Source organism: Geotalea uraniireducens, assembly GCF_027943965.1.
Lineage (GTDB): Bacteria > Desulfobacterota > Desulfuromonadia > Geobacterales > Geobacteraceae > Geobacter > Geobacter uraniireducens.
In genome coordinates this window covers 355,881-368,930 of the sequence record NZ_AP027151.1, presented here as the reverse complement: position 1 = coordinate 368,930, position 13,050 = coordinate 355,881, and the positions used below count along the sequence as shown (strand labels likewise).

General features: G+C 59.6%; 14 protein-coding genes. 8 read left to right on the top strand and 6 right to left on the bottom strand.

Features of this window, described 5'->3' with window-relative positions; translation table 11 throughout:
- Positions 1 to 27 precede the first annotated feature (27 nt).
- From QMN23_RS01695 to QMN23_RS01685, 3 genes are all read left to right on the top strand, one after another.
- On the top strand, positions 28 to 1,743 hold the full coding sequence (locus QMN23_RS01695; RefSeq protein ID WP_282001389.1) for a flagellar hook-length control protein FliK: 1,716 nt from the start codon (positions 28 to 30) through the stop codon (positions 1,741 to 1,743).
- Entirely contained in the window at positions 1,730 to 2,002 is a 273-nt protein-coding gene (locus tag QMN23_RS01690; RefSeq protein WP_282001388.1) for an EscU/YscU/HrcU family type III secretion system export apparatus switch protein, read from the top strand. The genes QMN23_RS01695 and QMN23_RS01690 overlap by 14 nt, the downstream gene beginning before the upstream one ends.
- A 107-nt stretch (positions 2,003 to 2,109) precedes the next feature.
- Positions 2,110 to 3,357 (top strand): BamA/TamA family outer membrane protein, encoded by a 1,248-nt coding sequence (locus tag QMN23_RS01685; RefSeq protein WP_282001387.1) that lies wholly within the window; start codon positions 2,110 to 2,112, stop codon positions 3,355 to 3,357.
- Here QMN23_RS01685 and QMN23_RS01680 read toward each other — a convergent pair.
- Both QMN23_RS01680 and QMN23_RS01675 read right to left on the bottom strand, forming a co-directional pair.
- Positions 3,354 to 4,304 carry a TIGR01212 family radical SAM protein gene (locus QMN23_RS01680; protein ID WP_282001386.1) on the bottom strand — a complete coding sequence of 317 codons (951 nt, stop codon included), beginning with the start codon at positions 4,302 to 4,304 and terminating at the stop codon, positions 3,354 to 3,356. The genes QMN23_RS01685 and QMN23_RS01680 overlap by 4 nt on opposite strands.
- A complete protein-coding gene (locus QMN23_RS01675; RefSeq protein WP_282001385.1) occupies positions 4,301 to 5,212 on the bottom strand; it encodes a helix-turn-helix transcriptional regulator in 912 nt (303 codons plus the stop codon). Before QMN23_RS01675 ends, QMN23_RS01680 begins: the two co-directional genes overlap by 4 nt.
- Positions 5,213 to 5,361: 149 nt before the next feature.
- Here QMN23_RS01675 and QMN23_RS01670 point away from each other — a divergent pair, with 149 nt between their 5' ends.
- The 3 genes from QMN23_RS01670 to QMN23_RS01660 all read left to right on the top strand — a co-directional run bounded on the left by QMN23_RS01670 (position 5,362) and on the right by QMN23_RS01660 (position 8,731).
- Positions 5,362 to 5,643: a cytochrome c3 family protein gene (locus QMN23_RS01670; protein WP_282001384.1), complete on the top strand. Its 282-nt coding sequence runs from the start codon at positions 5,362 to 5,364 to the stop codon at positions 5,641 to 5,643.
- Positions 5,644 to 5,774: 131 nt separating this feature from the next.
- The gene (locus QMN23_RS01665; RefSeq protein WP_282001383.1) at positions 5,775 to 6,047 is read left to right on the top strand and encodes a cytochrome c7; all 273 of its coding nucleotides are present in this window, start codon (positions 5,775 to 5,777) and stop codon (positions 6,045 to 6,047) included.
- 143 nt (positions 6,048 to 6,190) lie between these two features.
- Positions 6,191 to 8,731 carry a helicase C-terminal domain-containing protein gene (locus QMN23_RS01660; RefSeq protein ID WP_282003792.1) on the top strand — a complete coding sequence of 847 codons (2,541 nt, stop codon included), beginning with the start codon at positions 6,191 to 6,193 and terminating at the stop codon, positions 8,729 to 8,731.
- On the opposite strand, the gene QMN23_RS01655 is transcribed toward QMN23_RS01660, so the two are convergent.
- Complete coding sequence (locus QMN23_RS01655; RefSeq protein ID WP_282001381.1) at positions 8,691 to 9,146, bottom strand: hypothetical protein; 456 nt, start codon at positions 9,144 to 9,146, stop codon at positions 8,691 to 8,693. The two genes, QMN23_RS01660 and QMN23_RS01655, sit on opposite strands and share 41 nt — an antisense overlap.
- A 160-nt stretch (positions 9,147 to 9,306) precedes the next feature.
- Positions 9,307 to 10,899 carry a phosphoenolpyruvate carboxykinase (ATP) gene (gene pckA, locus QMN23_RS01650; RefSeq protein ID WP_282001380.1) on the bottom strand — a complete coding sequence of 531 codons (1,593 nt, stop codon included), beginning with the start codon at positions 10,897 to 10,899 and terminating at the stop codon, positions 9,307 to 9,309.
- Positions 10,900 to 11,124: 225 nt separating this feature from the next.
- On the opposite strand from pckA, the gene QMN23_RS01645 reads away from it, so the two are divergent.
- Positions 11,125 to 11,316: a ferredoxin gene (locus QMN23_RS01645; protein ID WP_282001379.1), complete on the top strand. Its 192-nt coding sequence runs from the start codon at positions 11,125 to 11,127 to the stop codon at positions 11,314 to 11,316.
- 77 nt (positions 11,317 to 11,393) lie between these two features.
- On the top strand, positions 11,394 to 11,555 hold the full coding sequence (gene rd, locus QMN23_RS01640; RefSeq protein ID WP_282001378.1) for a rubredoxin: 162 nt from the start codon (positions 11,394 to 11,396) through the stop codon (positions 11,553 to 11,555).
- A gap of 43 nt (positions 11,556 to 11,598) precedes the next feature.
- On the opposite strand, the gene QMN23_RS01635 is transcribed toward rd, so the two are convergent.
- Together QMN23_RS01635 and QMN23_RS01630 are read right to left on the bottom strand one after the other, a co-directional pair.
- The gene (locus QMN23_RS01635; RefSeq protein ID WP_282001377.1) at positions 11,599 to 11,784 is read right to left on the bottom strand and encodes a hypothetical protein; all 186 of its coding nucleotides are present in this window, start codon (positions 11,782 to 11,784) and stop codon (positions 11,599 to 11,601) included.
- A 168-nt stretch (positions 11,785 to 11,952) separates the two neighbouring features.
- Entirely contained in the window at positions 11,953 to 13,026 is a 1,074-nt protein-coding gene (locus tag QMN23_RS01630) for a pyridoxal-phosphate-dependent aminotransferase family protein (protein ID WP_282001376.1), read from the bottom strand.
- Between the last annotated feature and the right edge of the window lie 24 nt (positions 13,027 to 13,050).

Below are 13,050 nucleotides of genomic sequence, written 5' to 3'. Positions count from 1 at the left end.
TTTCCCGGGGCGACCGAAAAGTACTACATGATCGTCACCAACGAAATTGCCCAGCTCGCCCAGACGCTGCTAAAGGACTCATCGTTCACCCTGACCGAGTCCAACTGGCAGAGCCTCACCCCGCTCAATCTGACCCCCGGCCAGATGGTGCAGGGGGAGGTCATGGCCAACCTGCCGAACAACCGCTACCTGATCCGCTTGGCCAATCAGCTTCTGAACATGGAACTGCCGGTCAACCTCCAGCCGGGCCAAACGGTGGAGTTGACCTACGTCAGCGAAGAGCCGCAGCTCATTTTTGCTTTTTCGCAGGAGGCCAACTCGGGAGTACCGGTGCAGATCAGCGACACCGGCCGCTGGCTCAACCTGCTGGCCACGGCGGATGGGCCGACAGCCACGACCGTCTCCTCCCTCCCCCGGCCCTCGCTGGTCAGTCCGACGCCCCCCAACGATCCCCAGGTGCTCGCCGCCGGCCTGCGCAATGTTCTCAGCAAAAGCGGCATTTTTTACGAATCGCACCTTGCCCAGTGGCTGCAGGGGAACTTCCCGCTGGCGGAGCTGCTCAGCGAGCCGCAAGGGGCACTTTCGCGGCTTGCCGATTACCTGCGCACCCGGGGGAACAAGTCGGCGGCCGACGCACCCGTGGCTGACGGCCAAATCCGGCCGGCAACAGAAAATGTCCCACAAACTACGGCCACCCGCGCCCCAGGGACCACTTCACCGGAGCAGCCAACGGCAACCACAACGGGGGAGACGCCGACCAGGGGTAATGGGACGCTGTCCGGCGCCCGACCGGGAACCGGCCCGGACTCCGCCGCGCCACCGGCAACGGATGCCGGCAGCACGACCACGCCGGCATCCGTTGCCGGCCGGCCGATTCCAGCCGGCGCTCAAACCGGGACAGTCACCGGCCCGTCACCGGCATTTTCCGCGTCCGGAGCAGATGAACCAAACGGGACGGTGGCCACCTCTCCCGGATCGGCAATGGCAGCACAGGACGGCCCGGCGGGACAGCCTTCCCGCCCGACCACCACCGGCGCTGCCACTCCCCCCGCCTCCCCGCCACTGGAGAACAGCCAGCCGGAGATTACGCGACTGGCCGGCCTCCCAGAGAGATTGACCACCGGTGAGCCGGCCACAACGACTGACTCCGCCGGGGCACGCCAGGCGCCGAATACCGTCGTCCTCCATGGCGAACCATCCGCAGCGCCCCCGCAGCCACATCCTGAAAGCCATCGGCCGCCGGTAGGCGCGCCGGCCGGACCTCCTCCGGCAGCCGGCACGCCGGAACCTGCCGCGACAGCCATCAAAACAGGCGACGTGCCAATGCTCGACAAAAGCTCCCCGTACCATGCTGCCCTGCCCGAATCACTCCAAGGCGGCATCGATCCCCAGACCATCTCGCTCATCAAAGAGCAGCTGGCAGTCCTCAATACCGGCCAATTCAGCTGGTTCGGCCAAGTCTGGCCCGATCAGTTCATGGAATGGAAAGTCGATGAACGGCAGGGAGGAGGTCACCAGCACGGCGAACGGTCGTGGGAAACCGAAGTGCGACTGGTCCTTCCCCGGCTCGGCGCAGTCAGTGCCGCCATCCGCCTCGCCGGCGGGGAAGTGGCCGTCAACGTAGCCGCCGACGAAGAACAAACCAGCGTCTCCCTGGCTGCGACCAAAGGAAATCTGGAAGAGCGAATGGAGGCGGCCGGACTGCGGCTGTCCGGCCTCATCGTGCGTCATGCAGAAAAGTGAGCGGGAACGGAAGGCGGTAGCCCTCTCTTACCGGGAGGGACATTACGCGCCGCAGGTTGTTGCCAAGGGACACGGAGTTACCGCCGAGGCGATCATTGCCTGCGCGCAGGAGGCCGGGGTCTACGTTCATCAGTCACCCGCCCTCGTCTCTCAGCTGATGCAGGTCGACATCGATCACGACATCCCTCCGGAACTCTATCGGGCCGTCGCTGAACTGCTTGCCTGGCTCTACTGGCTGGAGCAACAGGAAGCAGGGTAAGGCCGCCCGCCCGGACCGAACCGGCGAGCTCTTTTCTATTGAACATGGGCAGCAAACCCGTTATTCTGTCCCCTTGGTTGAAAACCTCGGCATACAGAATTGTTCCCATGTCTCGGATAACCGCACCTATATTTCTCATATTTCTTGGTATGGCGCTCACCGCCTGCACCAGCATGGTGCCACGGCAGAGGCTCCCGTACCCGCTCACCGACGAAAACTTCGGCGACCCGGTCAAGGTAGTAACCATCCCGCTGCCGGTCATCGCCAGCAGCCCCAACGAAGGCGTTACCCTCGGCGCCCTGAGTGCTTTTCTCATCCATAACGCCAAGGACGAGGTCAGTACGCTGATCGCGCCCCAGATCAACTACAATCAGAACTTCGGCACGACCTTCACTTTCTACGGAGCCTTTTTCCCTTCTCCTGACCGCAACTGGGAGACAAACCTCTCCAAATCGACCCGCGTCAATGAGGACTACGAACTGCGGCTCCGTGACAAGACCTTCTTCGACAAAAAGCTGGAAACCAACGCCTTCATTTACGATTTCAGTGACGGATCGGCACGATTCTTCGGTTTTCAGTCGGACAGCTCCAAAGATGACGAGACCAACTACGCCGACAAGGAATACGGTTTTACCCTTTCGGCCGGTTACGAAATCTGGCCCCATATCCAGCTGGTGGTGGGAGAACGTTTTCGCAAGGTACGCATTCGCCCCGGCGCCGTCGAAAATCTGCCCTATACGGCTGACCGGTTCACCGTGGCGGAAGTGCCGGGTATTGACGGATTCACCGCCCATGCCCAGAAGATCGGTCTGGTCTACAGCACACTCGATTCCCGCGATATGCCGACCCGCGGCCTGTACGCCAGGGCCTCCATCGAAGGGAGCGGCAAGTTTCTCGGCAGCAGCGCCGGCTATCGCCATTACGAGGTAGAAACGAAGGGGTATTTCCCCCTGGGCAAGGCGCGCTACATCAGTGTCGGCCGGCTCGCCTACAACCAGACCCTCGGCAACGATGTCCCCTTCCTGGAACGGAGCATCCTCGGCGGCGAAACGACACTGCGCGGCTACGGACGGAACCGGTTCATCGACAGCAGCTACCTGCTCTGCAATCTGGAGGAGCGGATCAGACTGTTCCGCTGGAGCGTCTTCAACGTCAATACCGACTGGGAACTGGCGCCGTTCATCGATCTCGGCGCGGTTATGGAATCGCTTGACAAGGCGAAGACCAACAGCTTCGAGTTCAATCCCGGCCTCGGCTTCCGGGCCGTGGTTCGGCCCAACATCGTCGGCCGCGTCGATATCGGCATCGGCAAGGACGGCCCGGCGGTTTTCGTCGGCCTCGGCTACCCTTTCTAACGCCCCCCCTCTTCCCCTAGCCCGGTCCAGCGGCTGCCCTGCCGCGTCCCACGCCGCACCAACTCACCGTCAATGGCATTGAGCACCTCGAACTTCTGCAGCGACCAGAGAGGAGCCAGCAGATAGTCACGATGGCCGTCGCCGGTCAGCCGCTGGACGACGATCCGCGGGTCGAGCCGTTCCAGAAAATCGCAGACCAGGCCAACATACTCGTCCCGGTCGAGAAGTATCACCCGCCCGGCATTGTACATCTCAGCCAGCGCTGTATCCCGCATCACATGAAGCAGATGGATCTTCACCCCCTGGACCCCACAGCGATTGAGCACCGCCGCCGTTTCCAACATCTCGGCCCGGCTCTCACCCGGCAGCCCGAGGATGACATGGGCGCACAGCCGCAGGCCGCGGGTTGCGCATTCAGTTACCGCCCGCTCGAAGGCGGCAAAGTCGTGGCCGCGTCGTAACAGGTCGAGGGTACGGTCGAGCGGGGATTGGAGACCCAGTTCGAGCCAGAAATAGGTGCGCTGGTGGTATTCTGCCAGCAGATCGAGGACAGGAGGCGGGAGGCAATCGGGGCGGGTACCGACAATCAGACCGACAATGTCGGTGACGGCGAGGGCACTGTCGTAGCAGGGGCGCAGCTGCTCCACGGAAGCGTAGGTATTGGAATAGGCCTGGAAATAGGCGATAAACTTGCGGGCCTTGTACTTGCGGACCATGACCTCCTTGCCCGCTTCAAGCTGGTCGGCAATCGCCGTCCCGGCCCGGATGCCGAACGAGCCGGAACCTTTGCCCCCACAATAGATGCAGCCGCCATGGCCGACGGTACCGTCGCGGTTTGGGCAGGTAAAGCCGGCATCCACGGAAATCCGGTGGACCCGGCAGCCGAAGAGCCGTTTCAATTCATCGGAAAACGAGCGGTAACGCCGTGGCTCGGCGACAACACTCACTTGACGACCTCATAACCTTTTTTACGCTCATTCCACCGGTAGCCGCGACCGCTCCAGATGTTTTCGATGGTTCGCCAGTCCAGCCCCAACCCCTTCATCTCTTCCGTCAGATAATAGGCCGGCATGATCTCGTTGTCGTCGATCCGGTGATCGCCATTGCTGTCAGCCCAATGATAGCCGCCGACGGTAATCGTGTCGTCGCCGCCGATGTCGTCTTTGCTGGTCCCCGGCCCTTCCCGGCGAACCAGTTCGCCATTGAACCGGGCCAGCGTATCGGCCTGCAGGCCTTGTGGCAAGGTCATCGTATAGGAGATGGTCACGGGTCCGCTACCGCCGGCAATCAGCCATTTCACCGCACCGCCTCCCACATCACCTGCCGCCGGCGGGTTCGAACGGACAAAGCGCCCGCCCGCCGGTAATCGCTCCTTGACGATGAAACCGCCGCTATCGCTGTTTGGCCGCAGCACTTTGATCTGCACCGGGACAATCTGTCCCGGCGCCCCGTAATGCGGCAGCCAGCGGACAGCCACCAGGCGGGTGATCGAGCGCTGGTAGATAAAGATTCCGACCACCAGCACAACCACCACGATGACCGCCAGCGACGCGACTAGTCGCCAGTCCCGTTTCTCCGGCGTAGCCAGCGACGCTTCTTCCGGCACCGGTTCCCGGCGAAGGATTTCCGGCAGTTCAACTTCAAGGGCCATTGCCAGCTTTTCCGCATTATCCCGTTTGACGGTGGGATAGCGGTTGTTTTCCCAGCGGGAAATAGTATCGGTCGTCACCCCGACGACGTTGGCAACATAGAGTTGGGTCAGCTTTTTTGCCTCCCGGACCCCCTTGATCGCCGTCCCATCAATAGCAACGATTGGCGCGGCATTCTTGTCGTTTTTCCCGATAGAATTGGTCATGGCGATTGCATTGTAACAGGTTTTGTCGCCAAGTCGGAAGTCTTTTGCGCATTTCGCCCCCTCGCCACGAAATGTGCGGCCCAAATCCGGCAGCAAGGCACAGATTTTGTAGCGTGTCAGGGCATTCGCCACTTCGAAAGGAGCAAGCCATGTCAATCAGGCTACTCGGTGCGGCATTTCTCGTACTTTTCTATGTTGGGATCGGCTACGCCATCGAAAAAATCACCTACCCGACTAGGATCGGCGCTGTCGTCTTTCCCCACAAGAAACATCAGGACGCTTTGGGGCAATGCCGAATCTGCCATGAGAACGGCCCGCGAAAAATTGATGGATTCGACAAGGTCATGGCCCACGGCAAAGGCTGCAAAGGATGCCATGAACAGATGAAGAAGGGACCGACCAGGTGCGGCGATTGCCATAAGAGCGGCTGACCGGGGGAACAAATACCGGTTGGCGACCCGACATCGGGTTGCATTCCGCACGATGTCGCTACCCGGGACCGCAGCAATTTGCCACAATGGGCCATAAAGTTGTCCGAAATCAGCACACAAGGAGATGCACCATGAAAAGACTGCTTGCAACGCTGGCCCTCACCCTCTTCGCCGCCGGAACGGCCTTTGCCGCCGATACCCTCACCTTCCCGGCCCGGAACGGCAACGTCACCTTCCCGCACAAGATGCACCAGGAATTGCTGAAGGACTGCAAGTCCTGCCATGAAAAAGGCCCCGGCAAGATCGAAGGGTTCGGCAAGGACTTCGCACACAAGACCTGTAAAGGGTGCCACGAGCAGATGAAGAAGGGACCGACCCGCTGCGGCGAGTGCCACAAGAAATAACCGGTGGACAAAAGGGAGGGGACGAAACATATTCGTCCCCTCTTCGTGGTAGCATCCCCCTGGGCAGCTCTTCCTGACCGTCCGCCCTCCATGACGCGAAAAAGCGTTGCCGAGGGATAGTGAAAGAGGCTATCCTCTCACCGATGAGGCGGTACTTTTCCGATAAACCCATTCTGGAGATGCGCACGGCGATCAGCGAGGCCGGCGGCAACGAGGTATTCTTCCTCGGTCGCACCGATGAGAATCGGCTCGTCGTCGAGATCGAGCCCCTCGCCCGGGGTAACCGTGACGCCGTGGCCGCCATCATGATCGCCGCGTCATTCGGTGACGTGGTCATCCATAACCATCCCTCCGGTCAACTCATTCCCTCCCAGGCCGACCTGGAAATCGCCTCGCTGCTCGGCAATCAGGGCGTTGGCTTTTATATCGTCGACAACGCGGTCGAACAGTGCTATCAAGCCGTTGCCCCCTTCGCCCGGCGACAGATCGAGCGGCTTTCGTTTCCCGAAATCGAGACAATGTTTGCGCCGGAAGGGACATTTGCCGCCAACCTGCCCGGCTATGAATTTCGCGAAGAACAGCTCCGGATGGCGTTCGCCGTCACCGAGGCGTTCAACGAGGAACAGGTGGCAGTGATCGAGGCGGGGACCGGGACCGGCAAGTCCCTGGCCTACCTGGTCCCGGCCGTAACCTGGGCCATCCGCAACAAGGAACGGGTGGTGGTTTCCACCAATACCATCAACCTCCAGGAACAGCTCACCAAGAAGGACATCCCCTTTCTGCAGAAACACAGCGGACTGCATTTCCGTGCCGTCCTGGTCAAGGGACGCGGCAATTATCTTTGCCGGCGCAAGCTGGAGGGGATAAAGGCCGATCCTTCACTTTTCAAGGATGATCCGTCGGCTGGCGAACTCGAAGCAATCGTCGCCTGGAGCGAAACAACGGCCGAAGGATGCCGCAATGATCTCTCGTTCGTCCCGAAAGAGGAGACTTGGGAAGAAGTTGCCTGCGAGGCCGATCAGTGCGGCAGGGTCCGCTGTCCCCACTATGGTCGCTGCTTTTTCTACTCCGCCCGGCGCGAAGCGGCCTCCGCCGACATCCTGGTTGTCAACCATTCGCTGCTGTTGGCCGACGTGGCGCTGCGCCAGGAAACGGGCTACGGCTCAACCGCCATTCTCCCCCCTTTCGAACGACTGATCTTCGACGAGGGGCATCACCTGGAAGATGTTGCCACCGGCCATCTCTCGGCGCAGGTTTCCCGGCTGGGACTGTTGAAGCTGCTCGGCAAGCTGCAGCATCCCCGCAAAGCCCAGCGCGGCCTGTTGCCGCACCTCTCCAGTCAGCTCTCCCGGGAACTACCCGACTCATGCGACGAGTTGTACCGGGAACTGGCCGACATCCTTGAAGGCTCACTCATTCCCGGCCGCTTGACCCTCAGCGACAACGCCGGCCGGGCTCTCGACGCCATCGGCCTGGCCTTACTCGCTTACTTGGATGGGGCAAAGGAAGCCGCCGGCGAACGGAAGCTCCGGGTGACCCAGTCGCTCTACGGAACGAAATTCTGGCGGGAAGTCGATGATGAGGCGCGCGAGCTGGCAGCCGATCTCAATGCTTATGCGGCCAGACTCAAGCTATTTCTCAAGGGTTGCGGCCGGGTCCCCGACCGCGCCCAAGAGAAGCTTGCCGGCACGCTCATAGATCTGAAAGGGGTTGTTGGTCGGTTGGAGGCATACGCCCACGATCTGCTCGACTTTGTCAGCAGCGCCGAGGAGGTCTGCCGCTGGTTCGAGGCCAGGAGAGGAAGCAAGGGATTGACGATCAAGCTCTGCTCGTCTCCGCTCGACGTGGCAACCGCCATCAAGCGGAGCATCCTTGACGCTTTCAAGACGGTTGTCGTTACCTCGGCCACCCTCGCGGTCGGCGAGCGCTTCGATTACCTGGAACATCGGACCGGCATCGGCCTGCTCGATCGCCAGCGAGTAACGGAGCTACTGCTCGCCTCGCCGTTCGATTACGAGCATCAGGCGTTTGTCGGCATTCCGAACGACCTGCCCGAACCGGGCAGCAGCCGGTTTACGGACGCGCTTGAGATCGCTCTCCACAAGGGGCTGGCCATCTCCGGCGGCCACGCCTTCGTTCTGTTCACCTCCTACGAGCTGCTGAGCCGACTCTTTGCCAGGATGGCCGAGACTCTCCGCCGGCTCACGCTCACCCCGCTCCGCCAGGGAGAGGTCAACCGCCATCACCTCCTCGCCCGCTTCAGGAAGGAGCCGAACGCGGTACTGTTCGGCACCGATTCGTTCTGGGAAGGAGTCGATGTGCAGGGAAAGGCGCTGGAACTGGTAGTGATCACCCGGCTCCCGTTCCGGGTGCCGACCGAACCGATCCTAGAGGCCCGTGCCGAGCATATCGCCGCCGCCGGCGGCGATCCGTTCATGGACTACACGGTTCCTCAGGCGGTGATCAAATTCAAGCAGGGGTTTGGCCGCCTCATCCGCAGCCGGGACGACCGGGGGGCAGTGTTGATCCTCGACAGCAGGGTGCTCTCCAAGAACTACGGCCGTTTTTTTCTGAAGTCACTGCCGCCGGTCAGCCTGGTAACCGGTAAGAGCGACGACGTTTTCAGCAGGATGGCGGGCTTTTTTACTGCTTCCCGCGCATCTGCCGCTTCGCCACAGCGTTGAAGCACTGAAAATAGGCAAGGTTTGAGAGCAGGAAAACGAACAGGATAGAGAACTGAATCTGCGGAGCGGCAGGTGCACGGAGCACGAACGTGCCGAAAAAGATGAACAGGGCGCCTTTGGTGATGTCACTGAACACCCGTTTGCGGCGGAGGCCATTGAGCTGCTCGGCGCTGAGATTGACCGCCGCGGCCGCGATTTCCCGCTCGGCGTCGGCGGCGGCAAAGCGATATAAGGGATAGATCAGCACCAGCTGAACGATGACGACCCGGATAATGCTGTTGGTGAAGATGTGTGATGGCACCTTGTTCAGCAGCACGAATGCCGCTACGCCAAGCAGCACAAAGAGAAACACCTGCACCACCAGATGAATCAGCACCAACCGTCGCAACCGACCAAAATCAAACGCGTCTGCCATTGCAATCCCCCTTCAGCAATGATAATTCACCGATGCCAACGTCGCTACAGCTTACCAGATAAAATAGCGTTTTACAAGATAACGTTTACGTAAAGGTCGGAAAAAGAAAAAGGCCCCCGGTTCGGGGGCCTTTTTAGACAGCGCTTGCACTGTTGAACAGCTACATGATGGCGGCAACTTCGGCAGTCACATACTGCTTATACTGGTCGAAATTCTTGCGGAACCGCTCCACAAGCCCCTTGGCAGTCTCATCGTACTTAGCCTTATCCGTCCAGGTGTTACGCGGATTCAGCACTTCGGCCGGGACGCCGGGACACGCTTTCGGGATCATCAGGCCGAAGAAAGGATCCTTCTCGAACTCGCCGGCACTCAGCGTTCCGTCGATAGCCGCATTGACTAGCGCCCGCGAATAGGCGATTTTCATCCGGCTCCCCACGCCGTAGGGGCCGCCGCTCCAGCCGGTGTTCACCAGCCAGCAGTCAACCTGGTGCTTGGCGATCTTTTCGCCGAGCAGCTTGGCATACACGGACGGGTGCAGCGCCATGAACGGCGCACCGAAACAGGTGGAAAACGCCGCCTGAGGTTCGGTGATTCCGGCCTCGGTCCCGGCAACTTTTGCCGTGTAGCCCGACAGGAAGTGATACATCGCCTGCTCAGGCGAAAGCTTGGCGATCGGCGGCAGCACCCCGAACGCGTCGCAGGTCAGCATGACGATATTGGTCGGATGCCCGCCCATTCCCGCTCTGACAACGTTCGGGATATGGGTGATCGGGTAGGAAGCGCGGGTATTTTCGGTGAAGGAGTCGTCGTCCAGATCGACCCGCCGGCTGACAGTATCGATGGCAACGTTTTCCAGAATGGTCCCGAAGCGGCGGGTAGTTTCATAAATCTCCGGCTCGGCTTCTTTGGAAAGATTGATGATCTTGGCGTAACAGCCCCCCTCGAAGTTGAACACCCCTTCTTCATCCCAGCCATGCTCGTCGTCACCGATCAGCGACCGTTTCGGATCGGCGGACAGCGTAGTCTTACCGGTACCGGAAAGGCCAAAGAAGACCGACACATCACCTTTTTCTCCGACATTGGCGGAGCAGTGCATGGAGAGGATCCCCTTATCCTGGGGGAGGAGATAGTTGAGAATGGTGAAGATCGATTTCTTGATCTCCCCGGCATAGCTGGTACCACCGATGATGATCACCTTCTTGGCGAAATTGACGATGATGAAGGTTTCGGTATTGGTCCCGTCAATCTTCGGCACGGCGTGGAAATTCGGCAGGTCAATGACCGTAAAGCCCGGCTTGTGGCCAACCAGCTCCTCGGCGGTGGCCCGCACGAACATATTGCGGGCGAACAGCGAATGCCAAGCCTTTTCGGTAATAACCCGTACCGGGAGGCGGTGTTTCGGGCTGGCACCGGCAAAACAGTCCTGAACGAAGATATCCTTGCCGTGCAGGTAGGCCATCATCCGGTTATAGAGACCGTCGAACTTAGCGGGATCGAACGGTTGGTTAACCTTGCCCCAGGCAATGTGGTCGTGGCAGGTCGGCTCATCAACGATGAACTTCTCATTGGCGGCACGGCCGGTATAGTGACCGGTCTTTACCGCTACCGCGCCCAGATGGGTCACAAGGCCTTCGCCCCGCTTGACAATCTGCTCATAAAGGACCGACGTGGGGGGGGTCCAGTAAATGAGGTTGGCATTGGTGATCCCGTGCTCTTCGAGCCCGGTTCCTCTGGTAATGTCGTTCAGTCTCAAGGTTTTACCTCCATATGAAATAAGGCGGTTAGAACGGAAACAGCATTTTTTAATAGCACAAAAAAAAATCAAGTGCCAGTGAAATTATCAGAATTTTATCAGAATGTTTTTCGGAATAGCGACGTAAAACAGTGTCAAATCCGCCCCGTTACTGGGAGGGGCCAATTGACAGCGCGGGTCAGCTTGCTACAATGGGGACATTCGTTACCAAGGAGGAACGCCTGGATGGCAAGAACACCAAAGGTCGACCAGGATGCATGCATCAGCTGCGGGCTGTGTGTCTCCACATGCCCGGGAGTATTCAGATTCAACAGTGAGGGGAAATCGGAGGTGTACAATCCGACCGGCGCCCCGGAGAAGGAAATTCAACCGGCAATCGACGGCTGCCCTGTCCAGTGCATCGGCTGGGAGGAATAGGAGCGACATCAGTCCGCCCGGGCAAGCCGGGCGATTCAACGCAAATACAGCCAATCTGACAGGAGAGGAGAAACATCATGCAACGTTGGACGTGCACCATCTGCCAATATGTCTACGATCCGGCGAACGGCGATCCCGAGAACGGCGTCGCCCCGGGAACCCCTTTCGCTGAATTGCCGGAAGGATGGGTCTGCCCTGTCTGTGGTGCAGGCAAAGAGATGTTTGAGGAAGTCACCTGAACCGCCGGGCACTAACGGCAAGCCTTCTCCGGGAGTCTTGCCGTTAGCCGTTCTTTTTCGATTCGGCAGCCTTGATGATGTCGATTTTCGGCTCCCCTTTCTCCAACCGCACCCGCCAAACCATCCCGCACGAACCACATTCCTTGACCGGATATTCCTCGGCCGTAAATCCTTCGGAATGCATGTCGATTTCCACCGCCGTTCTGCTGCCACAACCGGGACACTTCATTGTTTCCCCCTCTGGCGCTCGCTTTGCCCAAAAGCATCAACGTCGCCTTACCGTAATCACCCAGTCACTGCTATGCCAGAATCACGCCAAACAACAAGCGTCACCAGCTCACCGGCTGGCATTTCCGTCACATTATAGCAGCAAATCGACGCGATGCAGGGAGATTGCTCAGGAAAGCTGCCCCAGGCTCTCGTCAATGACACTCAAAAATTCGCACAGATCGGCACACTGCATATCTCCCATGTGGGCAATCCGGAAAGTTTGCCCTTTGATCTTGCCGTAACCGTCATCAAACGCATAGCCACGACCGGCAAGTATTTTTTTCAGCGCCGCGAGGTCAACGTTGCGGCTGTTCACCGCACAAGTCAGCGTCAGGGAGCGATACGGCTCTTCGGCAAAGAAACCGAAGCCACGGTCGACAACCCAATTCCGCACCAGGGAGGCCATCTCGCGATGCCGTGCCCAGCGCTGTTCGAGCCCTTCGCTGAAAATCCGCTCCAACTGGCGATCCAGCGCATAAACCAGCGAAATACAGGGAGTTGATGGGGTGTTATTCTTCAGATCATTGGCAGCGAACTCCAGAAAATCGAAGTAATAGCCACGTCCCTCGACCGTACCGGCGCGCTCCAGCGCCTTGGCACTGGCAGTAAAGACCGCCAGACCGGGGGGCAGAGCGAAGGCCTTCTGGACGCCGAAGATGCAACAATCAATGCCGAGGGCGTCCACCGGGATACTGAGCGCGCTCATCGAGGAAACCGTATCGATGATCGACACCACCTCGGGATATTTTTTCAGCACCGCGGCAATCTCCGGCAGGGGCGACATCACGCCGGTTGACGTCTCATTGTGAATCAGCGTCAGACTGTCGTATTTGCCGGTGGCCAGCGCCCGGTCGACAATGTCCGGCGTGATCGCCTTTCCCCAGTCGACCTTCACGGCATCCGCTTCTTTACCGCACCGTTTGGTCACATCGTGCCACTTGTCGGAAAAAGCCCCGTTGCAGAAATTTACGCACCGCCGCTTCACCAGATTCCTGACCGCCCCCTCCATGACGCCAAAGGCGCTCGACGTGGCAAGAAACACTTTCTCCTCGGTGGCGAGCAGTTTCTTGAGGGCACCCGTCACCCGACCGTGCAGCGCGGCATACTCAGGCATCCGATGGCCGATCATCGGCATTGCCATCGCCGCGAGAATATCAGGATGGACCTCGACCGGTCCCGGAATGAAGAGTTTTTTTGCCATTGCGTTCTCCCGTGCTATCATAGG

Coding starts and splice junctions, on each gene's coding strand:
- QMN23_RS01685 (WP_282001387.1), top strand. CDS start 2,110: ATGTCTCGGATAACCGCACCTATATTTCTCATATTTCTTGGTATGGCG.
- QMN23_RS01695 (WP_282001389.1), top strand. CDS start 28: ATGATCGTCACCAACGAAATTGCCCAGCTCGCCCAGACGCTGCTAAAG.
- QMN23_RS01635 (WP_282001377.1), bottom strand. CDS start 11,784: ATGAAGTGTCCCGGTTGTGGCAGCAGAACGGCGGTGGAAATCGACATG.
- QMN23_RS01660 (WP_282003792.1), top strand. CDS start 6,191: ATGAGGCGGTACTTTTCCGATAAACCCATTCTGGAGATGCGCACGGCG.
- QMN23_RS01630 (WP_282001376.1), bottom strand. CDS start 13,026: ATGGCAAAAAAACTCTTCATTCCGGGACCGGTCGAGGTCCATCCTGAT.
- QMN23_RS01645 (WP_282001379.1), top strand. CDS start 11,125: ATGGCAAGAACACCAAAGGTCGACCAGGATGCATGCATCAGCTGCGGG.
- rd (WP_282001378.1), top strand. CDS start 11,394: ATGCAACGTTGGACGTGCACCATCTGCCAATATGTCTACGATCCGGCG.
- QMN23_RS01670 (WP_282001384.1), top strand. CDS start 5,362: ATGTCAATCAGGCTACTCGGTGCGGCATTTCTCGTACTTTTCTATGTT.
- QMN23_RS01665 (WP_282001383.1), top strand. CDS start 5,775: ATGAAAAGACTGCTTGCAACGCTGGCCCTCACCCTCTTCGCCGCCGGA.
- QMN23_RS01655 (WP_282001381.1), bottom strand. CDS start 9,146: ATGGCAGACGCGTTTGATTTTGGTCGGTTGCGACGGTTGGTGCTGATT.
- QMN23_RS01690 (WP_282001388.1), top strand. CDS start 1,730: ATGCAGAAAAGTGAGCGGGAACGGAAGGCGGTAGCCCTCTCTTACCGG.
- QMN23_RS01675 (WP_282001385.1), bottom strand. CDS start 5,212: ATGACCAATTCTATCGGGAAAAACGACAAGAATGCCGCGCCAATCGTT.